General features: G+C 69.6%; 20 protein-coding genes. 11 read left to right on the top strand and 9 right to left on the bottom strand.

All coding sequences use genetic code 11. The features are described 5' to 3' along the window. Positions 1–5: 5 nt before the first annotated feature. Entirely contained in the window at positions 6–869 is an 864-nt protein-coding gene (locus tag ACTIE5_RS09630) for a prephenate dehydratase (protein WP_439549483.1), read from the bottom strand. 223 nt (positions 870–1,092) lie between these two features. Between ACTIE5_RS09630 and ACTIE5_RS09625 the strand changes: the two genes are divergently transcribed. From ACTIE5_RS09625 to ACTIE5_RS09590, 8 genes are all read left to right on the top strand, one after another. After that, positions 1,093–1,629 carry a c-type cytochrome gene (locus ACTIE5_RS09625; RefSeq protein WP_439549482.1) on the top strand — a complete coding sequence of 179 codons (537 nt, stop codon included), beginning with the start codon at positions 1,093–1,095 and terminating at the stop codon, positions 1,627–1,629. After that, positions 1,629–2,420 carry a histidinol-phosphatase gene (gene hisN, locus ACTIE5_RS09620; protein WP_439549520.1) on the top strand — a complete coding sequence of 264 codons (792 nt, stop codon included), beginning with the start codon at positions 1,629–1,631 and terminating at the stop codon, positions 2,418–2,420. Before ACTIE5_RS09625 ends, hisN begins: the two co-directional genes overlap by 1 nt. A gap of 68 nt (positions 2,421–2,488) precedes the next feature. Further along, positions 2,489–4,345 carry an extracellular solute-binding protein gene (locus ACTIE5_RS09615; RefSeq protein ID WP_439549481.1) on the top strand — a complete coding sequence of 619 codons (1,857 nt, stop codon included), beginning with the start codon at positions 2,489–2,491 and terminating at the stop codon, positions 4,343–4,345. Positions 4,346–4,359: 14 nt separating this feature from the next. Then, on the top strand, positions 4,360–5,481 hold the full coding sequence (locus tag ACTIE5_RS09610) for a microcin C ABC transporter permease YejB (RefSeq protein ID WP_439549480.1): 1,122 nt from the start codon (positions 4,360–4,362) through the stop codon (positions 5,479–5,481). Positions 5,482–5,698: 217 nt separating this feature from the next. Next, entirely contained in the window at positions 5,699–6,733 is a 1,035-nt protein-coding gene (locus ACTIE5_RS09605; RefSeq protein WP_439549479.1) for an ABC transporter permease, read from the top strand. After that, positions 6,730–8,343 carry an ABC transporter ATP-binding protein gene (locus ACTIE5_RS09600; RefSeq protein ID WP_439549478.1) on the top strand — a complete coding sequence of 538 codons (1,614 nt, stop codon included), beginning with the start codon at positions 6,730–6,732 and terminating at the stop codon, positions 8,341–8,343. Before ACTIE5_RS09605 ends, ACTIE5_RS09600 begins: the two co-directional genes overlap by 4 nt. Beyond that, entirely contained in the window at positions 8,340–8,813 is a 474-nt protein-coding gene (locus tag ACTIE5_RS09595; RefSeq protein ID WP_439549477.1) for a hypothetical protein, read from the top strand. Before ACTIE5_RS09600 ends, ACTIE5_RS09595 begins: the two co-directional genes overlap by 4 nt. Next, positions 8,813–9,745, top strand: a complete 933-nt coding sequence (locus ACTIE5_RS09590) for a 2-hydroxyacid dehydrogenase (RefSeq protein ID WP_439549476.1) — start codon at positions 8,813–8,815, stop codon at positions 9,743–9,745. The genes ACTIE5_RS09595 and ACTIE5_RS09590 overlap by 1 nt, the downstream gene beginning before the upstream one ends. A gap of 74 nt (positions 9,746–9,819) precedes the next feature. Here the strand turns inward: ACTIE5_RS09590 and ACTIE5_RS09585 are convergent, their stop codons facing one another. Together ACTIE5_RS09585 and ACTIE5_RS09580 are read right to left on the bottom strand one after the other, a co-directional pair. Beyond that, positions 9,820–10,215 (bottom strand): MarR family transcriptional regulator, encoded by a 396-nt coding sequence (locus ACTIE5_RS09585; RefSeq protein WP_439549475.1) that lies wholly within the window; start codon positions 10,213–10,215, stop codon positions 9,820–9,822. A 178-nt stretch (positions 10,216–10,393) separates the two neighbouring features. Continuing rightward, the gene (locus tag ACTIE5_RS09580; RefSeq protein WP_439549474.1) at positions 10,394–11,806 is read right to left on the bottom strand and encodes a leucyl aminopeptidase family protein; all 1,413 of its coding nucleotides are present in this window, start codon (positions 11,804–11,806) and stop codon (positions 10,394–10,396) included. Between the two features lie 192 nt (positions 11,807–11,998). Here ACTIE5_RS09580 and ACTIE5_RS09575 point away from each other — a divergent pair, with 192 nt between their 5' ends. Then, positions 11,999–13,087, top strand: coding sequence for a glycosyltransferase family 4 protein (locus ACTIE5_RS09575; RefSeq protein WP_439549473.1), 1,089 nt, complete (start codon positions 11,999–12,001; stop codon positions 13,085–13,087). Here the strand turns inward: ACTIE5_RS09575 and ACTIE5_RS09570 are convergent. From ACTIE5_RS09570 to ACTIE5_RS09550, 5 genes are all read right to left on the bottom strand, one after another. After that, complete coding sequence (locus tag ACTIE5_RS09570; protein ID WP_439549472.1) at positions 13,074–13,289, bottom strand: hypothetical protein; 216 nt, start codon at positions 13,287–13,289, stop codon at positions 13,074–13,076. The genes ACTIE5_RS09575 and ACTIE5_RS09570 overlap by 14 nt on opposite strands. 87 nt (positions 13,290–13,376) lie before the next feature. Continuing rightward, a complete protein-coding gene (locus tag ACTIE5_RS09565) occupies positions 13,377–16,259 on the bottom strand; it encodes a hypothetical protein (RefSeq protein ID WP_439549471.1) in 2,883 nt (960 codons plus the stop codon). A gap of 113 nt (positions 16,260–16,372) precedes the next feature. Next, positions 16,373–17,383, bottom strand: a complete 1,011-nt coding sequence (locus tag ACTIE5_RS09560; protein ID WP_439549470.1) for a class I SAM-dependent methyltransferase — start codon at positions 17,381–17,383, stop codon at positions 16,373–16,375. A 46-nt stretch (positions 17,384–17,429) separates the two neighbouring features. Beyond that, the gene (locus ACTIE5_RS09555) at positions 17,430–18,638 is read right to left on the bottom strand and encodes an FkbM family methyltransferase (protein ID WP_439549469.1); all 1,209 of its coding nucleotides are present in this window, start codon (positions 18,636–18,638) and stop codon (positions 17,430–17,432) included. 144 nt (positions 18,639–18,782) lie between these two features. Beyond that, entirely contained in the window at positions 18,783–19,799 is a 1,017-nt protein-coding gene (locus tag ACTIE5_RS09550) for a class I SAM-dependent methyltransferase (RefSeq protein ID WP_439549468.1), read from the bottom strand. 248 nt (positions 19,800–20,047) lie between these two features. On the opposite strand from ACTIE5_RS09550, the gene rffA reads away from it, so the two are divergent. Further along, the gene (gene rffA / locus ACTIE5_RS09545) at positions 20,048–21,235 is read left to right on the top strand and encodes a dTDP-4-amino-4,6-dideoxygalactose transaminase (protein WP_439549467.1); all 1,188 of its coding nucleotides are present in this window, start codon (positions 20,048–20,050) and stop codon (positions 21,233–21,235) included. Then, positions 21,232–21,951: a WbqC family protein gene (locus ACTIE5_RS09540; RefSeq protein ID WP_439549466.1), complete on the top strand. Its 720-nt coding sequence runs from the start codon at positions 21,232–21,234 to the stop codon at positions 21,949–21,951. Before rffA ends, ACTIE5_RS09540 begins: the two co-directional genes overlap by 4 nt. Positions 21,952–21,970: 19 nt before the next feature. Here the strand turns inward: ACTIE5_RS09540 and ACTIE5_RS09535 are convergent. Then, on the bottom strand, positions 21,971–22,551 hold a 581-nt coding region (locus tag ACTIE5_RS09535), incomplete at its 5' end, for an FG-GAP repeat domain-containing protein (protein ID WP_439549465.1).

Here is a 22,551-nt window from a genome sequence, read left to right as displayed (position 1 = left end):
CCCCCTCAGTTCCCCTCGCGCTGCGCCAGCCGGTAGGGATGGGCGCGGTAGGTGCCGAGGATGCGCACATCGGCCGAGAAGAAGGCCAGCTCCTCCAGCGCCCGCGCCAAGGCGGGATCGTCCGGCCGGCCATCGACATCGGCCAGGAACTGCGTCGCCGTGAAGGCGCCGCCGACCATGTAGCTCTCCAGCTTGGTCATGTTCACGCCATTCGTCGCGAAGCCGCCGAGCGCCTTGTAGAGTGCCGCGGGGATGTTGCGGACGCGGAAGACGAAGCTCGTCACCCAGTCCCCGGCCTCGAACGGCCCTTCCAGGGGGGTGGTGCGGCAGACGTAGAAGCGCGTCGTGTTGTGCGCCGCGTCCTCCACATTCTTCCGCAGGATCTCGAGGCCGTAGATCTCCGCCGCCAGCTCGCTGGCGATGGCCGCGTCCTCGATGCCGCCGCGCTGGGCGATCAGCTCCGCCGCGCCGGCGGTATCGGCCTCGATCACCGGCTGCAGCGACAGCTCCTTGATCAGCTTCAGCACCTGGCCGAGCGCCACCGGATGGCTGTGCGCGCGCTTGAGCGTGGCGATCGAGGCTCCGCGGGGGGCAAGAAGACAATGCTCCACGCGCTCGAAATGCTCACCGACCACATGCAGGCCGCTGTCGGGCAGCAGGCGGTGGATGTCGGGCACCCGGCCCGCCAGCGAATTCTCGCAGGGCAGCATGGCCAGCCCCGCGCGGCCGTCCCGCACCGCATCCATCGCCGCTTCGAAGGACGGGCAGGGCAGGGTGGCCCAGCCGGGATAGGCCTTGCGGCAGGACAGATCCGAATAGGCGCCGGGCAGGCCCTGGAAGGCAATGATACCGGTGGAATTGTTGGGCATGCGGGGGCGTTGTCCTGCCTTGGGCGTGCCAGCCGGGTTGTCGTTGCCGGCGGCGGCCTATATGTTCCGGCGGGTTTTACGGCAGGCCGGGCAGGGTGCAAGCCCGGCCTCGTCGCACAGTTTTAACGGTTATCAGGCATTGCATCGTCCATGCCCTGTCGCAGCGCCGCCCCGCGGCCGCGCGCCATGGTTGGCGAAGCGCTTCGGAAGGGTCCATTCCAGGATGAGTCTGGAAGTCAACAAGGTCGCCGCCGCCGTGCTGACGGCCGGCATCGCCTTCATGGTCACCGGCCTGATCGGCGACCTGGTCGTGCATCCGCGCAAGCTGGAGACCAGCGCGCTGGCCACTCCGGCCGCTGCGCAGCCGGCCGCCACGGCCGCGCCCGCCGCGCCGACGCTGGAGCCGATCAGCCCGCTGCTGGCCGCCGCCAATGCCGATGCCGGCCGCGCGCTCGCCAGCCGCCTCTGCGCCTCCTGCCACAATTTCGTGCAGGGCGGCCCGAACGGCGTGGGCCCCAACCTCTACGGCATCGTCGGCAAGGGCCATGCGCAGGTCGCGGGCTTCAACTACTCCGCCGCGAACCGCGCCCTGGCCGACAAGCCCTGGGATTTCGAGGCCCTGAACGCCTTCATCGCCCGCCCCTCCGCCGCCATGCCCGGCACGCGCATGGCTTTCGCCGGCGTCAGCAACCCGGCGCAGCGCGCGGACCTGATCGCCTTCCTGCGCACCCTGTCGCCCAACCCGGTGCCGCTGCCCTGATACCGCCCACGCTGATACCGGGATCGTTCCGGGAAACCGCTGAAGCGGCGGCGGATGCGGCAGGCGCCGTCATCCGCCCGCTCTTCCGGTCCCAGCTCCTGGTGGAAGCGAAGGGCGATGCCAGCCCGGTGACGGAGGCCGACAAGGCCGCCGAACGCACCATCCGGGCCCTCATCGCCCAGCGCCACCCCGATCACGGCGTGATCGGGGAGGAATACGGGGAAACCAACCCGGGCGCCGATTGGGTCTGGGTGCTGGACCCCATCGATGGCACCCGCGCCTTCGTCACCGGGCGTCCCCTGTTCGGCACGCTGATCGGGCTGCTCCACAAGGGCGTTCCCGTGCTCGGCCTGATCGACCAGCCCGCCACGCGCGAACGCTGGATCGGCATCAGCGGCCAGGCGACCGAATTCCGCTCCGATTTCGGCGGCACGCCGCGCTGCCGGCCCTGCGCCACCCTGGCGGAGGCCGAGCTTTCCTGCACATCGCCAGACATGTTCGATGCCGAAACTGCCCCCCGCTTCGCCGCGGCCAAGGCGGCGGCGCGCCGCACGACCTGGGGCGGCGATTGCTACGCCTATGGCCTGCTCGCGCTCGGCCTGGTGGATGCGGTGGTGGATGCCACCATGAAGCCCTGGGACTGGGCCGCGCTGGTGCCCGTCATCGAAGGCGCCGGGGGACGCTGCACGGATTGGGCCGGCCGGCCGCTGCGCCTGGACAGCGACGGCACCGTCCTGGCCGTTGGTGACCCTGCCCTGCTGCCGGAAATCTCCTGCCTTCTGGCCGGCTGAGGCCGGCCGCGCGGCTTCCGCCGCAGGCGGACGTTGCGGCGAACAGGGCGAACCCCCAAACTGTGGGCATGCGCCGCCGCGACCTGATGTCCTTCTCCGCCGCCCTGGGCCTTGCGCCCGGGCTTTCGCATGCCGCCACCCCCGCCGGCGGCAGCACCGCCCCGGGCCAGGCCGTGCGCACCCATGCGCTGTCCCTGCTGGGAGAGCCTGCGCTGCCGGCCGACTTCACCCATTTTCCCTGGGTGAACCCGAGCGCGCCCAAGGGGGGCGAGATCGCGCTCACCGCGCTCGGCAGCTTCGACAGCTTCAATGGCTTCGTCATCCGCGGCACGGCGGCCGTGGGCCTCAACCTGCTCTACGACACGCTGCTCAAGGAAAGCGCGGACGAGGCCAGCACCGAATACCCCTACCTCGCGCAATGGGTGGAACTGCCGGCGGACCGGAAGGGCGTCAGCTTCGACCTTAACCCGGCCGCTCGCTGGCATGATGGCCGCCCCGTCACCGCCGCCGATGTGGTCTGGACCTTCAACACGCTGCGCCAGCACGGCCGCCCGGGCTTCCGCGCCTACTATGCCGATGTGACGGAGGTGGTGGCCGAGTCCGAGCGCCGCGTCACCTTCCGCTTCAAGGACGATCAGAACCGCGAACTGGCCCTCATCCTCGGCCAGATGGTGGTGCTGCCGCAGCATTGGTGGCAGGGGCGGGACTTCGCCCGCCCGCTGCTGGACCCGCCGCTGGGCTCCGGCCCCTACCGGATCGAGCGTTTCGAGGCCGGGCGCAGCATCGTCTATCGCCGCGTCGCCGATTGGTGGGCGAGGGACATTCCCTCCATGCGCGGCCAGCACAATTTCGACGTCCGCCGCTTCGAGTATTTCCGGGACAACACCGTCTCGCTTGAGGCCTTCAAGGCCGGGCAGATCGATTTCCGCACGGAGAATGTCGCCCGCGACTGGGCGACCGCCTACGACTTCCCCGCCCGCCGCCGCGGCCTGGTGAAGCTCGACGAGATCCGCCACGAACTGCCGACCGGCATGCAGGCCTGGGCGATGAACCTGCGCCGGCCGATCTTCCAGGATGCCCGGGTCCGCCGCGCGCTGGTGGAAGTCTTCGACTTCGAATGGCTCAACGCCAATGTGTTCTTCGGCGCCTATGCGCGGACCAACTCCTACTTCTCCAACTCCGAGCTCGCCTCCTCCGCCCTGCCGCAGGGGCGGGAACTGGCGATCCTGGAAGGCTTCCGTGGCCGTGTGCCGGCGGAGGTCTTCACCAGCGAATACCGCCTGCCCGTCACCGACGGGTCCGGCAACAACCGCGATGGCCTGCGCCGCGCCCTCACGCTGCTGCAATCCGCCGGCTGGCAGGTGCGCGACCGGCGCCTGGTGAATGCGCAGGGGCAGCGCTTCGAGTTCGAGATCCTGCTCCAGGGCGCCACCTTCGAACGCGTGGCCCTGCCCTATGTACAATGGCTGGAACGGCTCGGCATGGCGGTGCGCGTCCGCACCGTCGATCCCGCGCAGTACCAGAAGCGCATGGACGAATTCGACTACGACATGACCATCGACAGCATCGGCCAGTCGCTGTCACCGGGCAATGAGCAGCGGGACTACTTCACCTGCGAGAAGGCACGCGAGCCCGGCAGCCAGAACGTCGCCGGCATCTGCGACCCCGCGATCGACGAACTGGTCAACCTGGTCGTCACGGCGCCGGACCGGGATGAACTGGTGGCCCGCACCAGGGCGCTGGACCGCGTGCTGCTGGCCCACAACTACGTCGTGCCGCACTGGCACAGCCGCACCTTCCGCATCGCCTTCTGGGACAAGCTGGTGCGGCCGGAACGCAACCCCCGCTACAACCTCTCCCTGGATTGGTGGTGGGTGGATGCGGAGCGGGAACGCGCGCTGCCCGACGCGCGTCGCGCCCTGTAGCACCAGAACCCCCGATGGCCGCCTACATCCTTCGCCGGCTGCTGCTGGTGATCCCGACGCTGTTCGGGATCATCGTCATCAACTTCGCCGTCGTGCAATTCGCCCCCGGCGGCCCCGTGGAGCAGATGCTCGCGGAACTGCGCGGTGAAGGCCAGGTGCTGGGCCGCCTGACCGGGGAAGGGGGCGGCGAGACGCGCCAGCCCGGCAGCGCCGGACCCTCCATGGGCTCTGGCGAAAGCGCCGGCGGGCCTGTCGGCAACTACCGCGGCGCCCGGGGGCTGGACCCCGCCATCGTGCGGGACATCGAGAAGATGTTCGGCTTCGACAAGCCCGCCCATGTCCGCTTCCAGGAGATGATGCTGGGCTACCTGACCTTCGATTTCGGCCGCAGCCTGTTCCGCGACCGGCCGGTGGTGGACCTCATCATCGAGAAGATGCCCGTCTCCATCAGCCTCGGCCTCTGGTCCACGCTGATCATCTACCTGGTCTCCATTCCCCTCGGCATCCGCAAGGCGGTCAGGGACGGGTCGCGCTTCGACCTCTGGACCTCCGGCGTCGTGCTGGTGGGCTACGCCATCCCGGGCTTCCTGTTTGCCATCATGCTCGTCGTCTTCTTCGCCGGCGGGTCGTTTCTGCAGTGGTTCCCGCTGCGGGGGCTGGCCACCTCCGGCTCCGAAACCTGGCCCTTCTGGCAGCGGTCGCTGGACTATGCCTGGCACATGGCGCTGCCGACTTTGGCGCTCGTCATCGGCGGCTTCGCGGGCCTCGTCATGCTCACGAAGAACTGCTTCCTCGATGAGATCGGCAAGCAATACGTCGTCACGGCGCGGGCCAAGGGCAACAACGAGAACCGCGTCCTCTATGGCCACGTCTTCCGCAACGCGATGCTGCTGATCATCGCGGGCTTCCCCGCAGCCTTCATCGGTATCCTCTTCACGGGCGCGCTGCTGGTGGAGATCGTCTTCTCGCTGGATGGACTCGGCCTGCTGGGCTTCGAGGCCGCGATCCGCCGCGACTACCCCATCATGTTCGCCACGCTCTACATCTTCACCCTGCTCGGACTGCTCATGCAGATCGTCGGCGACGTCATGTACACCATCATCGACCCCCGCATCGACTTCGAGGCACGGCGGTGATGGCGGTGTGCGTGGGTAGCCTTTCCGGGGGCGCTGCCCCCGGGCCCCCGCCGGGGGGCGTGGCCCCCCCCGGACCCCGCCGGGCCTTTATATGCCGGGAAGGAGGGGGGCACTTCGGCCCCCCTCCCTTCCGGCATATATTGCCTGTGGTCCAGGAGGCCGCTGCCTCCTGGTGGGGGTCCAGGGGGCAAAGCCCCCTGGAGAGGGCCACACGCGCATGACCCCCATCACACGCCGCCGCCTTGCCAATTTCCGCGCGAACCGGCGCGGCTTCTGGTCGCTCTGGGTCTTTCTCCTGCTGTTCTTCCTGACCCTCTTTGCCGAGTTCATCGCGAATGACCGTCCCCTGGTCGCGCATGTCGACGGCAAGTGGTTGTTCCCGGTCGCGATCGGCTATGCGGAGGAAGACGTCCTGCCGGATGGCCTGCCGGTGACGATGGACTGGCATGACCCGGAGTTGCGGAAGGAATTCGCCGATCGTGGCGGCTGGGCCGTCTGGCCGCCCATCCCCTATCGGCACGACACGGTGGTGAGGGATCTCGGCCGGCCGTCCCCGGCGCCGCCTTCCGCGCGCAACTGGCTGGGCACCGATGACCAGGGCCGGGACGTGATGGCCCGCGTGATCTACGGCTTCCGCATTTCGGTGCTGTTCGGCTTCGCGCTGACGCTGGTGAGCTCCGTCATCGGCATCGCGGCGGGGGCGGTGCAGGGGTATTACGGCGGCTGGGTCGATCTCGGCTTCCAGCGATTCATCGAGGTCTGGTCGGGGATGCCGCAGCTGTATCTGCTCATCATCCTGGCCAGCGTGATCGAGCCGAGCTTCTGGACCCTGCTGGTCTTTCTGCTGCTGTTCAGCTGGATGGGGCTGACCGGCGTGGTGCGGGCGGAATTCCTGCGTGGCCGGAACCTGGACTATGTACGCGCCGCGCGGGCGATGGGTGTCTCCGACACGTCGCTGATGGTCCGCCACATCCTGCCCAACGCCATGGTCGCGACCCTGACCTTTCTTCCGTTCATCCTGTCCGGGTCGGTGACGGTGCTGGCGAGCCTCGATTTCCTCGGCTTCGGCCTGCCGCCTGGCAGTGCCTCGCTCGGGGAGTTGGTGTCGCAGGGCAAGAACAACCTCCAGGCCCCCTGGCTCGGCATCACCGCCTTCTTCGTCCTCGGCGGCGTGCTGACCCTGCTGATCTTCGTGGGAGAGGCCGTGCGCGACGCCTTCGATCCCAGGAAGTTACCGGGAGGCGGTCGATGACCGGACCCATCCTCGACGTCCAGGACCTTTCCGTCGCCTTCCGCGGCAAGCCGGTGGTGGAGGGCGTGTCCTTCCAGGTCCATCGGGGGGAGACGGTGGCGCTGGTCGGCGAATCCGGCAGCGGCAAGTCGGTGACGGCGCTGTCCTGCCTGCGGCTCCTCGGCCCTGGCGGCAGCAACCCCGCCGGCCGCATCACCATGGATGGCGTCGATGTGCTGTCGGCGGAGGGCGAGGCGCTGCGCCACCTGCGTGGCGGCGTCGCCGGCATGGTGTTCCAGGAACCCATGACCTCGCTCAACCCGCTGCACAGCGTGGGCCGCCAGGTGGCGGAGGCCGTGACCCTGCACCGCCCGCTATCCGGCACGGCGCTGGACCAGCGGGTGATCGAATTGCTGACCCGCGCCGGCTTCCCCAAGGCGGCGGACCGGCTGGGCGCCTTCCCGCACCAGCTCTCCGGCGGCCAGCGCCAGCGCGTGATGATCGCGGCGGCGCTCGCGAACGACCCGGCGCTGCTGATCGCGGATGAACCGACGACGGCGCTGGACGTGACCATCCAGGCGCAGATCCTGGAATTGCTGCGGGACCTCAAGCAGCGCCTGTCCATGGCCCTGCTGCTCATCACGCACGACCTGCAGATTGTCCGCCGCAACGCCGACCGTGTCGTGGTCATGCGCCACGGACGCGCGGTGGAGGCCGGGCCGGTCGCGGAGGTCTTCGACCATCCGAAGCATGACTACACGAAGATGCTGCTGGCGACGGAACCCCGCGGCCGCCCCGCACCGGTGGAGCCGGCTGCACCGGAAATCCTCCGCGGCGACGGCATCAAGGTCCATTTCCCCATCAAGCGCGGCATCCTGCGGCGCACCGTCGCCACGGTGAAGGCCGTGGACGGCGTCTCCGTCTCGATCCGGGAGGGGGAGACGCTGGGCCTGGTCGGCGAATCCGGCAGCGGCAAGACCACGCTCGGCCTGGCCATGCTGCGCCTGGAGACCTCCGAGGGGCCGATCAGGTTCGAGGGCAAGGACATCCAGGGCCTCGACCGCGCCGCGCTGCGGCCGCTCCGCCGGCGGATGCAGATCGTCTTCCAGGACCCCTATGGCAGCCTGTCGCCGCGCATGACGGTGGGGGAGATCGTGGGTGAGGGGCTGCGCGTGCACGAAACCCTCTCCGCCATGGACCAGGCGGCGCGGGTGGCGGAGGCGTTGAGGGAGGTGAACCTCGACCCCTCCATGATCGAACGCTACCCGCATGAATTCAGCGGCGGCCAGCGCCAGCGCATCGCCATCGCCCGCGCCCTGGTCCTCAAGCCCCGCCTGGTGGTGCTGGATGAGCCGACCAGCGCGCTCGATGTCTCCGTCCAGGCGCAGGTGGTGGAGTTGCTGCGGGACCTGCAGGCGCGCCACCGCCTCGCCTACCTCTTCATCTCCCATGACCTCCGCGTGGTGCGGGCGCTCGCGCACCGCATCGTGGTGCTGAAGGATGGGAAGGTCGTGGAGGAAGGGGAGGCCGAGGCGGTTGTCGGCGCCCCGCGGGAAGCCTACACGCGCGCCCTGATGGCGGCGGCCTTCGACCTGAGTGCCGCCGGGGGAGAGGGCCACGTCCGCACATGAGTGAAGCCGAAGATCCGGCGGAGACGCAGGGGGAGGATGCCGATCCGCGTCCGCCGCTGATCCTGCTGCGCGCATTGCTGGACAGCCAGGCGGTCAAGCTCGGCGTCCATATCCGCAAGATGAATTCGCCGGGCAGCCCCGTCTATTTCTACGGGGAGAATATCTGGCCCGCCGCCGCGATCCTGACGGGGTCCTTCGCCGGCACGTCGCTGGTGCATTGGTATCTCGGCGCCGCGATCCTGGCCGTCGGCTGCTACTGGTGGCTCTTCAAGATACAGCCGCGCATCCGCGACGGCGTCTTCGAACGCACCACCGCGCTCGCCATCCTGTCGGAGCAGAACTTCGACGCGCTCTGGGCCAAGGGCGTCCTCAGCCTCTATGCCGAACTGCCGGATGGCCGGAAATTCGCCGCCACCAGGCGGGATGACTGGCGCACCTTCGTGCGCCTGCTGACCAGGGAAACCGCGTGATGGCCGTGCTGCTCTCCACCAAGGCCGCGACGATGGATTGGTGGCGCCGCGCGCTGCTGGCCGTGGACCCGACCCTGACCATCCGCCTGTTCCCCGATGCCGGCGACCCGGCGGAGATCGAGGCCGCGGTGGTGTGGACGGCGCATGACATGGCGGAGCTGCGCCGCTACCCGAACCTGAAGCTCATCGTCTCCATGGGCGCCGGCGTGGACCACCTGCTGCGCCCGCCGGGACCGCCGCCGGGCATTCCCGTGGCGCGCTTGGTGGATCGCATGCTGACCACGCAGATGGGCGAATGGGTGCTGCTGAACGTGCTGCGCTTCCACCGGCAGGATCTGGACTATCGCGCGCTGCAGGCCGCGAAGCGGTGGGAGGAGCTGCCCGCCCCGGTCACGGCGGAAACCCGCATCGGCATCCTCGGCCTGGGTGAACTCGGCAGCCATGCCGCCGGGCTGCTCACGCGCCTCGGCTTTCCGGTCATGGGCTGGACCCGTCGGCCGAAGGCGGTGGAGGGCGTGGAGACCTACCACGGCGCGGATGGCCTGGCCGCCATGGCGGCGCGGGCGAACATCCTGATCTGCCTGCTGCCGCTGACGCCGGAGACGCGCGGCATCGTCGATGCGCGGCTGCTGTCCCTGCTGCCGAAGGGCGCCTTCGTCATCAACGGGGCCCGCGGCGGGCATGTGGTGGATGCGGACCTGTTGGCGGCGCTGGATAGCGGCCAGGTGGCGGCCGCGGCGCTCGATGTCTTCCAGCCGGAACCGCTGCCGGTGGACCACGCCTACTGGTCGCATCCGAAGGTGGTGATGACGCCGCATGCCGCGAGCATCACCATCCCCGAAAGTGCCGCACCCCAGGTGGTGGAGAATCTCCGCCGCGCGAGGGCCGGGGAGCCGCTGATGAACCTGGTGGATTTCTCCGCGGGCTACTGACCGGGTAAGGCCGGCACGGAAAGGCCGGGCACGGGAAGGCCGGGAGCCGCCCCCACCGGGGGCGGCACGCGGGATCAGCCGGCGCGACGCGCCTCGGCCGGCGCTTCGCCCGCCGGGGCGCTTTCACGCGCCGTCTGCTCGGCCTGCGCCATGATGCTGCGCATGTCGCGCAGGAAGGAAGCGCCCTTCAGCGTGCGCTGCACCAGCACGCTGCGCCGGTCCATCGGGTCCACCTTGCGGCGGGCGAGGTCGAGTTCGCCCAGCCGGTCCAGCGCCCGCGTGATGGCAGGTTTGGACACGTTCAGTTCGGCCGCCAGGCCACGGACGGTGTGGGGGCCGTCGGTCAGGTAGACCGTCAGGAACACGCCAAGCTGTCGGGCGGACAGGTCTGGTCCATCACGACGAACGAGGGCGACGACGGTGTCGCGGAGAATCCCGACAAGCTGGTCGGGCGATGATTGCGTTGCCATGGTCTCAAATCCTTCCTCGGCGCGCTTCCGGCTGCCTGGCGCCGCCTTGGACGCGGCGCTCTGGCGGCCCTTGGCGCGCCCTTCCGATGAATCGCTCTGTGAAAGGTGCTGCCGCTGTATGCTCTTCTGAGAGCGTTTTGAGGCAGAAAGTTCCCGTTTCATCTCGATTTCGTTACCGTCAAGGGTTGTCGCGGTGAAGAAGAAGCGCGGTCACCGCACGGCTGAGCGCGCGCGCGGTCTGGATTTCGCCGCCTTCAGGGCGGCCGGGGCGGGTGTGGTCGTTCCAGGCGTAGAGATCGATGTGGGCCCATGGCAGCTCGTCCGGCACGAAGCGACGGAGGAACAGGGCGGCGACCACCGCGCCCGCCATCGGCTTCGTTGCCACGTTGTTGAGATCAGCGACGTTGCTGTCCAGCCAAGAAACGTAACTTCTATGTAATGGCAGCTGCCACAAAGGATCATGCACGTCCAAGCCGAAACGAAGAATGGTATTCGCCACCTGCGCGTCGTCGGAGAACAATGCCGGCAAATCAGGGCCGAGTGCGACGCGCGCTGCTCCCGTCAGGGTTGCCGCGTCCAGAATCAGGGCCGGCGCCTGTTCCGCCGCGAAAGCCAGGAGGTCGGCCAGCACCAGCCGCCCTTCCGCATCGGTGTTGCCGATCTCGACCGTCAGCCCCTTCCGAGTCGCGATGACATCCATCGGCCGGAAGGCGGTGCCGGAGACCGAATTCTCCACCGCGCCCACCAGCAGCAGCAGCCGGATCGGCGCGCCGGACGCCATCAGCATCTCCGCGAGCGCGATCATGGTGGCGGCGCCGCCCATGTCCTTCTTCATGCGCAGCATCGCGGCGGCGGGCTTCAGGTCCAGCCCGCCCGTGTCGAAGCACACGCCCTTGCCGCACAGCGTGACCAGCGGCGCATCCGCCGCGGCGCCCGGCCCCTGCCAGCGCAGCACGGCGACGCGCGGCGCGCGCGGGCTGCCCTGGCCGACGGCGGCGATAGCGGGGAACCCGGCTTCCAGCGCCGCGCCGTCGATCACCTGGAACGTCGCGCCATGGGCCGCGGCCAGGGTGCCGACCGCGGCGGCCAGCTCCTCCGGCCCCAGATGCCCGGCGGGGGTGTTGATCAGGTCCCGGCCCCGGCAGATGGCCCGGGCCTCCGCGATCGCCGTCTCCGTCCCCGGCGGCGTCACCAGCCGCGCCGGCTGCCGGGCGGGCGCCTTGAAGCGGGTGTAGCGATAGGCGCCGAGGCACCAGCCCAGCACCGCGGCGCTGGCCTCGGCTTCCCCTTCCAGGCGCCAATCCGTCCCTTCCGGCAGCGCCATCGGCAGGCCGCCATAGGCCCAAGGGGAGGCCGCGTGGGTCGCCGCATCATCGCCGAGCCCCGCCACCGCGCCATCGATCCCGGACCCACCGGTAGCCGACAGGCTGGGCAGCAGACGCCATTCCTGCGCCTTGGCCGAGAAGCCGCTGGCGCGCAGGAAGGCCGCCTGGCCGGGGGGCAGGCGTTGCAGAAGCGCTTCCAGGCCGCCCCGGGTCACCAGGTGCAGCGGAAGGGCCTGCGCATCGCCAGGGATCAAGCAATCAAGCATCGTGTCTCCGGTGGCGGCTGGACCGCCAGGATTGTCCAGATTCCCCGATGGACTCTGAACGATGTGTTAACATACTCGATGATTGCAACCCATGATGGTGTGATCACGGTTGCGATACAGCCAGAGGTGAGGGGGGTACGGCGCGTCGCGTGCCGCCCTTCCAGCCTGTCCGCCGGGGTGGTAGGGCGGGGCATGCGGATCCTGCTCTGGTATTGGGGGCGGCGGGGCGGCGGCGCGCAATTCACGCTCGGCCTCGCCAGCGAACTGGCGGGCCGGGCCGGCATCGGCCTGAGCCTGTCCTTGTCCGCGCAGGGCGAGTTGGTGGATGGATTCCGCGCCCTGGGCGCGCCGATCGACATGGTGCAGACCTATCGCGGCCTCGGCGGATTCGCCACCGGGCTGCTGCGCGTGCCGGGCCTGGCGCGGCGCCTGGTGGACCAGGCGCGGGGCGCCGATCTCGTGATCTCCGGCATGACCCACACCTGGACCCCGCTGGTGGCGCCGGCCCTGGCGAAGGCGGGCATTCCCTTCGTCCCCGTGGTGCATGATGCCGCGCCCCATCCCGGCGATCCCACCCTCGCCTGGGGGTGGCGGCTGCGGCGCGAACTGGGTGCGGCCCGCGCCGCGGTCGCGCTGTCCGACGCCGTGGCGGGGACGCTGGCGCGGGTGGCGCCGGGCCTGCCCTTGGTGCGCATGGCGCTGCCCGCGCTGCTGCAGGGCGCCGCGGTGCTGCCCCGTTCGCGGGGTGCCGGTTTCCGGCTGCTCTTCTTCGGTCGTCTCCGCGCCTACAAGGGTCTCGACCTGCTGCGCGATGCCTTCCGCGCCTTCCGCGCCACGCATCCCGGCGCCACGCTGCGCGTGGTGGGCGAGGGGGATGCCGAATCCTGCGCGCCCGGCCTGTCCGCCCTGCCCGGCGTGACGGTGGAAAGCCGCTGGGTGGCGGAGGATTCCATCGCGGCGCTGCTGGCGGAGGCCGATGCGGTGGTGCTGCCCTATCGGGAGGCCAGCCAATCCGGCATCGCCCCGCAGGCGCTGGCCATGGGCGTGCCGGTGGTGGCGACGCCGGTGGGCGGGCTGCTGGAGCAGGTGCGGGACGGGCAGGGCGGCGTGGTGGCGGCGGCCGTCACGGCGGCGGCCTTCGCCGATGCCCTGGCGCGCCTGGCGGAACCCGGCGCGCTGGAGAGGCTCGGCGCCGAGGCGCGCGCCGCCGGCGGGCCCGACTGGAAGGCGGAGGTCGATCGGCTGCTCGCGGGGCTGCGCCCCGTCCTCAGCGCGGGATGACGATCCCGCTGCTCCACTGGAGGATGCCGAGCCCGAAGACGATGGCGCCGATGCCATAGACAACGGAATCCGGCACCGGCGTGACCCGCAGCGCCACCAGCGCCAGCGTGCCGAACAACGCGCGCCAGAAGGATGCCCCCAGCATCAGCAGCCCGGCGAAGGTGAAGCCGAGGAAGCACAGAATCCGCAGCGCCTTGGTCATGCCTGGCCTTCCCATCCGATGCGCCGTTCTGGCCCATGGCGTGCGGCCGGGCAAGCTTGAGGCCAAGGCGCCAACACCCCTGGAGCGCTATCCCAGCACCTCCGGTGCGGAAGATCGTTCCACATCCGCCTGGTGGACGCCGGCGATGCCGAAATCATCCCATTCATCGCCATCCCAGGCGAAGTCGTATTCGCTGCCGAAGCCGGCGCGGCCGCTCGGCAGGCCATCGTAGAAGCCGTAGTAGTGGGTGGTCAGCCAGGTGACGGAACCGGCGTCGTAATAGGCCGCGGTCCAGATGGTGCCGATGCCGTAATCCGTGCGGGTCGTGTCGGTCTCGGACTGGATGGTGTAGGTGCCATTGGGGCGGACGATGGTATCGCCCGGGGCGTAGGTCTCCGCATCCTCCAGCAGCAGCCCGGTATAGGCATCGCCGCTGGTGGCGCGGAAGATCCAGCTGATCATGACGGGGCGTTCCACCTTCACCTGGTGGACGCCGCCGACGCCGAAATCATCCCATTCGCGGCCGTCCCAGACATAGTCGTATTCGCTGCCGAAGCCGCCGCGGCCGCTGGGCTGGCCGCCGATCGTGTTCCAGAAATAGGTCTCGAAGGTCCGGTTGCTGCCGGCATCGAAGTAGCTGGTGGTCCAGATCGTGTCCTTGCCGGCCGTGCCGCCCCAGGGGCCTTCATGGGTGATGCGGTAGCTGCCCTGGCTGGTGGCGATGGTGTCGCCGACGGCGTAGCGGGTGTCGTCCTGGATCAGCCATCCCGTGTAGCGGTCGCCGCTGGTGGCGGTGAAGGTGTAGCCGAACAGCGTGTTGACCGTGACATTGGCCTGGTGGATGCCCCCCACCCCGAAATCATCCCATTCGTCGCCATCCCAGATGTAGTCGTATTCGCTGCCGAAGCCGCTGCGCCCGCTGGGTTGCGCGCCCAGGGTGCCCCAGAAATAGGTCGCGAAGCTGCGGCCGCTGCCGGCGTCGAAGTAGCTCTCGGTCCAGATGCTGCCCGCCCCCTGGCTGCCGCCCCAATCGCCTTCCCAGGTGATGCGGTAGCTGCCCTGGCTGGTGGCGATGGTGTCGCCGACCGCGTAGCGCGTGCTGTCGTCCACCAGCCACCCCGTGTAGCGGTCGCCGCTGGTGGCGGTGAAGGTGTAGGCGTGCAGCGTGTTGATGGTGAAGGTCGACCGGTGGACACCGCCGACGCCGAAATCGTCCCAGGCGGTGCCGTTCCAGATGTAGTCGTATTCACTGCCGAAGCCGCCCTGGCCGCTGGGGCGCCCGCCGCCGACTGTCCAGGTGTAGGTCCCGAAGCTGCGGCCCGATGCCGAATCGAAATAGCTGTCGGTCCAGATGGCGCCGCGCCCCTGGGTGCCGCCCCAATCGCCTTCCCAGGTGATGCGGTAGCTGCCCTGGCTGGTGGCGATGGTGTCGCCGGCGGCGTAGCGCGCGCTGTCTTCCACCAGCCAGCCCGTGTAGCGGTCGCCGTCATTGGCGGTGAAGGTGAAGGCGTGCAGCGTGTTGATGGTGAAGTTCGCCTGGTGGACGCCACCGACGCCGAAATCATCCCATTCGCTGCCGTTCCAGATGTAGTCGTATTCGCTGCCGAAGCCCCCGCGCCCGCTGGGCTGCCCGCCGATCGTGCCCCACCAGTAGGTCTCGAAGCTCCGGCCCGATCCGGCATCGACATAGCTGGTGGTGTAGATCGTGCCCGCCCCGGCGGAGCCTCCCCACGCCCCTTCGGAGGTGATGCGGTAGCTGCCCTGGCTGGTCGCGACCGTATCGCCCACCGCATGGGCGTCGTCGCGCGCGATCAGCCAGCCGGCGTAGCGGTCCCCCGAATTGGCGGTAAAGGTCCAGCCGAACAGGTTGTTCCGCTCGATGCTGGCCAGGTGGACGCCGCCCACCCCGAAATCGTCCCATTCATCATCGTCCCAGGCATAGTCGTATTCGCTGCCCAGGCCGCGCGTGCCGCTCACCGTCGCGGCGACGCTGTTCTGGTAGGTCGTCATCCAGGTATCGAGCGAGGAATCGTAGTAGCGGAACACCCAGACCAGCCCCTGCGCGCTGGCCGGGCCGCTGTAGGCGTTCTCCTGCAGGATGTCGTAGTGGCCGTGATCGGTCTCGATCCGGTCGCCCTGGGCCAGGGCGCTACTGTGGCCGACCATGGAGCCCACATACTGGTCGCCATTGTCGGCGGTGAAGCGCCAGCTGAAGACACGGTCCGGCAGCCGGTCCGCCTGCAGCGCGCCGCCCTGGCCCACCGGCGCCCAGGCGGTACCCGTCCAGGCGCGGTCCCATTCGCTGCCGAAGCCGCCATAGCCCGCGGGGCCCGATGCCCCCGTCTCCAGCGTGAACTGGATGTCGGCGAAGAAATCCGTGTAGCTGATGATGGTGATCGTGCCTTCCACCCCCGCACTGCCGAGGTCGCGCCCATGGGGCGTCTCGGTATCGATGCGGTATGTGCCGAAGGCCGTGCGCAGCGTGTCGCCCGGGTTCCAGTTGCGCGTGTCGTCCAGCAGCGTGCCCTGGATGATGTCGCCGCTATCGGCCGTGAAGGTCCAGGTGAAGAGGCTGTCCGCCAGCTCCCCCGGATCCGCCTGGTCCGTCCCCCCCAGGCCGAAGCTGTCCCAGGCCGTGCCGTTCCAGGCGGCATCGATTTCCGACCCCAGCCCGGCCGTGCCGGAAGCGGTGCCCGCCCCGTTCCGCGTCACCATGAAGACGCCGCCGGCATCCCGGTACCAGGAGACGGCGATCCAGCCCTCATTCATCCCGAAGGCGGAGAGATCCACGCCCTGCGGCGCCGCGCCCACGATGGTGTAGCGCCCGGCGGCGGTATTGAGGATGGAGCCGACGACATAGCGCGTGCCGTCATCGACCAGCGTCCCCCCCCAGCTGTCGCCGGAATTGGCCGTGAAGGTCCAGGTGAAGATGCTGTCGGTGACGTTGTCGCCCGAAAGCGTCTGCGACATCCAAGGGGGCTCCGTGGCCCCTGTTGGGCCCTGGGCAACCCCTACCGCAGTGCGGTGAAACCGGCGTTAAGCCGGCCACCGGGAAGGCCGCTGGCCTCCCCCTGGGCGCCGGATCAGGCGATCTTCTCGAACCACATGGACCCGCCGCCCCGCCAGCCATCGTTCTGCGCACCGAGGTCCACCGGCGGCGTCGCGAACCAGTCGGCGAAGGCGGGGTCGCGGCAGACCCAGGCGGTGGGCAGCACCGGGCGCAGCTTGTCCGCCGCCCCGATGATGTAGGCCGCCAGGATGTAGGCCTCGCTCCAGTACCAGTTGGTGAACATGTCCGGGTAGTCCCAGGGCAGCTGGATGTCGTGCACATGGATCAGCACGCCGGGCTTCACCCGCGGCAGCACGTCCAGCATGAAGACCGTGACGTCGCTGTTCATGAAGACGCGGTGGGAGCCATCCAGGAACAGGATGTCCCCGGCCTCCAACTGGTCGAACACCGAGAGGTCGCAGGTCTCGAGCCCCGCGCGCACCACCTCGTCGCAGATGCCGTCGATCGCGGCGCGCGGTTCCGGGTCGATGGAGACGATGCGGGTGGACAGGCCATGGTCCTTCACCGACCGCCAGGCGAAGGCGGTGGTGATGCCGGACCCGATCTCCAGGTACAGCTTCGGCTTGCGTTCCCCCACCAGGGTGTAGAGCGCGGCGCTGTCGAAGGGCGCGATCGGCACGCCGCACCAGGCGGGTTCGGGCAGCCGGGCGGCGTCGAAATCCAGCGCGATCCGCGCCAGCGCCGGTGCCCGCGCGCGGATCGCGGCCAGCACCTTCCGGTACTCCGCCTCATGCGGCTTCACCCAATCGACGATCGGCTGCAGGGGCGGGCGCGTCTCCCCCCAGCGGGGCCGCATGTCGCGGGAAGGCGGGTATTCCATCGGGATCGCGACGGTCGAGTAGGGCGTGCCGGGCAGTTGCGGCAGCGGCGGCTTGAGGGCGGCCAGCGTCGCTTCCGCCGCGGCGGTGGCGCGGTTCGCCACCTCCCGCAGCCCCGCGACCTCCGCCCGCAGGCTGTCGACTTCCCGGATCAGGTGCCCGGTGCCGGCAATCCGCCGCAACTGGTCGAGTATCATGCGGCGCATGCGCGTGCCTGCCTGTGGATCGGGGTGGGCGGGAAGAACCGGCCGGTCAGAATACCAGGGGGCCGGCGACGCGGTCGAAGCCCGGCAGGCGGATCACCTCCACCCCGCGCCAGTCGAGCGTCGGGTCGGACCCGTTCAGGAAGCGCAGGAAGGGCGCGACCTTCGTCGGCCGGTCCAGCTGCACCACCCATTCGCGGTAGCATTCCGCCAGGAAGGCGGTGTGGGTGTGGTAGCGGAAGACCACCTCCCCATCCGCTTCCAGCCCGGCGAAGACCTCGTTCTGCTTGCCGCTGGCGGAGAAATCGGCCCGCACCACGTAGCGGCCGGGCTGCAGCAGCGGCGGGTCCGCCAGGCTGGCGCCGCCGGCGGCATCGCGGGTGAAGCGCGCGCCCGGGATGGCCATCACCACCTCCTGCCGCTCATCGCAATAGGGGTTGGTGGCGGCCTTTTCCTCCGGCACGAAAAGCACGTTGACCACCCCGGTGGGGGAGGAGAAGTCGGAGGCCTGGCGGATGCGCTTGCCGGTGGACAGGTCCACCGCGACGTAGCCGGCGGCCACCAGCAAAGCGTGGCAGCGCATGTCGTCGGGGGCCTGTTCCAGCGCCATCACCGGCCGGCCTTCCGCCAGCAGCCGGGGGCAGCCCTGCAGCGCATCCAGCTCCGCGCCCTCGATGTCCATCTTCACGAAGCTGGGGCTGAGGCCGGTGGCGGCGATGAAATCGTCCAGCGCCAGGGTCGGCACCGGCACGCCGCCCGCGCCTTCCGCCACGCGGTCATTCAGGTGGGACCCGGCCTCGATATGCACGAAGTCGCCGCTGCGGTGCCAGATCGCGCGGTGATAGAGCGTGACGTTGTTCGCCCCCGCCTGCACCAGATTGTGCTGGGTGCGGCCGATGATGCGCGGGCTGGCCTCGAAGGCGCAGATGATGCCGCGCGGGCCGGCCTGGCGGGACATCTGCACCGCGAAGGCGCCGGCATTCGATCCCACGTCGAAGGCGATGTCGCCGGGCCGCACATGGTCCCGGATCGCCATTTGCACCACGGGTTCCCAGTAGGACCGTTCCCACCACGCCTGCAGGGGGAAGTCGCCGACGCGCACCAGGCGCTCCATCACCTCCCGCCGCTTCGCCACCTCGCTCCCCGGCCCCTGGGTGCCGAGCAGCAGCGAAACCTCCGTGGCCAGCGCGTCCACGGTGCCGCGGAGCTGCTTCGTGCCGGCGGCGCGACGGAAGGTGTCGAGGATCAGTTGGCGCATCAGGTCCTGCATCCGTTCTGGCGGCGGGCCGGCCCGTCGGCCGGGTCGTCCAGCGGAGGCTTGTGGAGAAATGTCGAGCGACTGTCCAGCGAACAGCCGCCCCGCTTTGGCCCTTGCCCGGGCCTTGCCCCGGGGGCTGGTGCCTCAGCCCGCCGGCTTCCGGCAGACCATCAGGTCCTGGAAACTGTCCTGGTGCTGCGGCGGCAGGACATCGATCACCTCCAGGTACCGGCCCCAGAAGCGGCGCGCGACCTCCGCCTTCCAGAAGGCCTGGCTGATGCCGATGTCGCCGCGATGGATCCAGTCATGCGGCATCGCCTCATGCTCCAGGATCGCGGGCGGCAGATGCTGCATGATGCCGGGCACATCCTTGTGGCGCCGGTAGAAGGCCCAGGCATTCTCCGTGTGGATGGTCTGCAGCAGCAGCCCGCCCGGCTTCAGCACGCGCTTCAGTTCCAGCAGCCAGGCGTCCCACAGGTATTTCACATGGGTGAAGACGCTGATGCCGTAGATCACGTCCAGGCTGTTGTCGGGCAGCGGCAGGTGCGGCAGGACCGTGCCGGTGAAGACCTGGTAGTTCTGCGGGAAATGCAGCCGCAGCCATTCGATGCAGGTGGCCTGCACATCCACCCCATGCAGCGTCCAGCCGAGGTCGCGGCGCTCCGGTTCGAAATGCCGCAGCACGCGGCCGACGGAGCAGCCGAAATCCAGCACCGCCAGCCCGTCCCGCCGGGTGGCATGGCGGGCGATCTGCGCCTTGAACATGTCGGCGTCGAGTCGCCCCATCGACAGGTAGGTCGCATCATCGGCGGGGTAGCCGTAGCGATCCGCGGCCGCGGGCAGGGGCAGGGCCTCCCCCGGCACCGAAACGGGCGGGCCGAAGGTGGGGGGGACGGTGGTCTCCAGGTAGTCGATGGGCTGGTGGAAGCCGAAGCGCGGCATCACCGTGTATTCGGCGCGCACCATGGTCAGCGCCTGCTCGATCGTGGCGCGGGGCATGCTTGCCGCCAGGCTGTCCAGCCGGCTTGTGGACGCCGCACGCCCCTCCTCCAGCGCCCGCGCCAGATCCTCGACCGCCTTCGACAACTCGGCCTGCCGGTCGCGCATCCGGCGGAGCGGCGGGATGGCCTGCACGAGGCCGCGGAGCAGGGGATTCGTCACCAGGAGCCTCCGGCGTGGCGGGAAGGGGGCGCATCAAAGTGGCGGCGGTACGGATCGTCAACCGAATCGGCAATGTTCCGGATCGCGTTCATCCGGCCCGTGCCGCATGCCGTCTTGTCACCGCCCGGCGCCGATCTGGCAACCGCGGGGGTGGAGAAGGCCCCCGATTTCTCTACGCTTGCGGCAGGAGCGGCCCGAAATCACCACTCCGGGTTGACGCTGCCGCGCCCGTGCCCGACACGCCTTCCATGACCGACGCCTTCGCCCCAGCCGGGGATCCGGCCCCAGGACCGGTCCCGGGGAAGATCCCCTTCGGCCGCCCGACCATGGTGGGCCGCGAACTCGCCTATATCGAGGAGGCGATCCGCAACGGCACCATCGCCGGCGGCGGCCCCTTCATGAAGCGCTGCGAGGCTTGGCTGGAGCGCGAACTGCCCGCCCGCCGCGCGCTGATGGCCCATTCCTGCACCGCTGCCCTCGAAATGGCCGCGATGCTGGCGGATGTGGGGCCGGGGGATGAGGTCATCATGCCCTCCTTCACCTTCTCCTCCACCGCCACCGCCTTCGTGCTGCGCGGCGCGACGCCGGTCTTCGTCGATGTCCGCCCCGATACGCTGAATATCAATGAGGCCCTGGTCGAGCCCGCCATCACGCCCCGCACCCGCGCCATCGTCCCGGTCCACTATGCCGGCGTGGCGTGTGAGATGGACGCGATCATGGCCATAGCGGACCGCCACGGGCTGCTGGTGGTGGAGGATGCGGCCCAGGCGCATCTGTCCCACTACAAGGGCCGCGCGCTGGGCACGATCGGCCACCTCGGCTGCCTGTCCTTCCATGAGACGAAGAACATCATCTCCGGCGAGGGCGGCGCCCTGCTGGTGAATGACGAGGCGATGATCGAGCGGGCGGAAATCCTGCGGGAGAAGGGCACCGACCGCAGCCGCTTCTTCCGCGGCGAGATCGACAAATACACCTGGCGCGACATCGGCAGTTCCTACTGCCCCGGGGAGATCGTCTCCGCCTTCCTCTACGCCCAGTTCGAACAGGCGGAGGCGATCATCCAGGCCAGGCGCGGGAGCTACGAGGCCTATCGCACCGGGCTGGCCGGCCTGGCCCGCGCCGGCCATGTGACCCTGCCCGCCGCCACGGCGGATGAGGCGAATGGCCATATCTTCTGGCTGCTGGCGAAGGATGCCGCGACGCGCACCGCGCTGCTGGCGCATCTCGGCGCGCGCGGCATCCACGCGGTCTTCCACTACGTGCCGCTGCATTCCGCCCCCGCCGGGCTGCGCTACGCCCGCGCCCATGGCGACCTGGCCGTGACGGACGACATCAGCAGCCGCCTGGTGCGCCTGCCCATGTATCTCGGCCTGGGGGATGGGGAGGTCGCGCGCGTCATCGACGCCATCGCCGCCTTCTACGGGAAGAACGCGTGACGAAGCCCGTGAAGCGGGTCGCCATCGTCCAGTCCAGCTACATCCCCTGGCGCGGCGCCTTCGCCATGATCGCGCAAGCGGATGCCTTCGTGTTCCTGGACAGCGTGCAGTTCACGCGGCGGGACTGGCGCACGCGCAACCGCATCAAGACCGCGCAGGGCCCCCTCTGGCTCACCATCCCCGTGAAGCAGAAGGGCAACTACCTGGCGCCCATCGATGCGATGGAGATCGCGGAGCCCGGTTGGGCCGCGAAGCACCTGCGCAGCATCGAGGGCGCCTATCGCCGCGCCCCCGGCTTTCCTTCGGCCATCGAGGCCATTCGCGCCGCCTATGCCGGTGTGGCGGACCAGCCGATGCTGTCGGCCGTGAACCAGCATCTGACGCAGGCACTCTGCGCCGCGCTCGGCATCAAGACGCCCTTCCTGCGCGACGTCGATTTGCTGCCGCGCGAGAGCCTGGACGCGCTGGACCCGACGCAGCGCCTGGTCGAACTGGCCGCCGCGGTGGGGGCCAGCCACTACATCTCCGGCCCCTCCGCCCGGTCCTACCTGGATGAGGGTGCCTTCGCCGCCCGCGGCATGGCGGTGGAGTGGATGAGCTATTCGGGGCTGCCCGAGTACCCCCAGCTCTGGGGGGGCTTCGAGCCGGCGGTCTCCATCCTCGATCCCCTGCTGACGCTGGGGCCAGGGGCGGCGGCGGGCCAGATCCTGCCCTGACACCGCCCCGCGCGGCGCATCAGCCCCAGATATTGCCGGATTCCGCCACGAAGAGCCCGGCATTGCCGAACCCCGCGATATCGGCGCGCCCATCGCCATTCACATCGGCGATGGTGCGCGCATAGGCATTGTCATTCGCCCAGCCCGCGTCGACGCCGAACTGGTCGGTGCTGAGCGTGGCGGCGGCGAAACCGCCGCTGGCATTGCCCAGCGCGACGAAGGCGCCGGCATTGCCGAAGCCCACGATATCGGCGCGCCCGTCGCCATTCACATCGGCCAGGTGGCGGGAGAGGACATTCTCGTTGTTCCAGCCCGCATCGACGCCGAACTGGTTGGTGGCGAGGGTGGCGGCGCTGAAGCCGCCGTTGGCATCGCCGAGCGCGACGAAGGCGCCGGCATTGCCGAAGCCCACGATATCGGCGCGCCCATCGCCATTCACATCGGCGAGGTGGCGGGAGAGCACATTCTCGTTGTTCCAGCCCGCATCGATGCCGAACTGGTCGGTGGCGAGCCTGGCCGCGGCGAAGCCACCGCTGGCATCGCCCAGCGCGACGAAGGCGCCGGCATTGCCGAAGCCCACGATATCGGCGCGCCCGTCGC

Source organism: Falsiroseomonas sp. (genome assembly GCF_051859025.1).
Classification (GTDB): domain Bacteria; phylum Pseudomonadota; class Alphaproteobacteria; order Acetobacterales; family Acetobacteraceae; genus Falsiroseomonas.
This window is presented reverse-complemented; position numbering and strand designations above follow the sequence as displayed.

What these genes read in the sequence shown, in the direction of transcription:
- ACTIE5_RS09630 (WP_439549483.1), bottom strand. Translation starts at nt 869, where the DNA reads ATGCCCAACAATTCCACCGGTATCATTGCCTTCCAGGGCCTGCCCGGC.
- ACTIE5_RS09625 (WP_439549482.1), top strand. Translation starts at nt 1,093, where the DNA reads ATGAGTCTGGAAGTCAACAAGGTCGCCGCCGCCGTGCTGACGGCCGGC.
- ACTIE5_RS09615 (WP_439549481.1), top strand. Translation starts at nt 2,489, where the DNA reads ATGCGCCGCCGCGACCTGATGTCCTTCTCCGCCGCCCTGGGCCTTGCG.
- ACTIE5_RS09610 (WP_439549480.1), top strand. Translation starts at nt 4,360, where the DNA reads ATGGCCGCCTACATCCTTCGCCGGCTGCTGCTGGTGATCCCGACGCTG.
- ACTIE5_RS09605 (WP_439549479.1), top strand. Translation starts at nt 5,699, where the DNA reads ATGACCCCCATCACACGCCGCCGCCTTGCCAATTTCCGCGCGAACCGG.
- ACTIE5_RS09600 (WP_439549478.1), top strand. Translation starts at nt 6,730, where the DNA reads ATGACCGGACCCATCCTCGACGTCCAGGACCTTTCCGTCGCCTTCCGC.
- ACTIE5_RS09595 (WP_439549477.1), top strand. Translation starts at nt 8,340, where the DNA reads ATGAGTGAAGCCGAAGATCCGGCGGAGACGCAGGGGGAGGATGCCGAT.
- ACTIE5_RS09590 (WP_439549476.1), top strand. Translation starts at nt 8,813, where the DNA reads ATGGCCGTGCTGCTCTCCACCAAGGCCGCGACGATGGATTGGTGGCGC.
- ACTIE5_RS09585 (WP_439549475.1), bottom strand. Translation starts at nt 10,215, where the DNA reads ATGGCAACGCAATCATCGCCCGACCAGCTTGTCGGGATTCTCCGCGAC.
- ACTIE5_RS09580 (WP_439549474.1), bottom strand. Translation starts at nt 11,806, where the DNA reads ATGCTTGATTGCTTGATCCCTGGCGATGCGCAGGCCCTTCCGCTGCAC.
- ACTIE5_RS09575 (WP_439549473.1), top strand. Translation starts at nt 11,999, where the DNA reads ATGCGGATCCTGCTCTGGTATTGGGGGCGGCGGGGCGGCGGCGCGCAA.
- ACTIE5_RS09570 (WP_439549472.1), bottom strand. Translation starts at nt 13,289, where the DNA reads ATGACCAAGGCGCTGCGGATTCTGTGCTTCCTCGGCTTCACCTTCGCC.
- ACTIE5_RS09565 (WP_439549471.1), bottom strand. Translation starts at nt 16,259, where the DNA reads ATGTCGCAGACGCTTTCGGGCGACAACGTCACCGACAGCATCTTCACC.
- ACTIE5_RS09560 (WP_439549470.1), bottom strand. Translation starts at nt 17,383, where the DNA reads ATGCGCCGCATGATACTCGACCAGTTGCGGCGGATTGCCGGCACCGGG.
- ACTIE5_RS09555 (WP_439549469.1), bottom strand. Translation starts at nt 18,638, where the DNA reads ATGCGCCAACTGATCCTCGACACCTTCCGTCGCGCCGCCGGCACGAAG.
- rffA (WP_439549467.1), top strand. Translation starts at nt 20,048, where the DNA reads ATGACCGACGCCTTCGCCCCAGCCGGGGATCCGGCCCCAGGACCGGTC.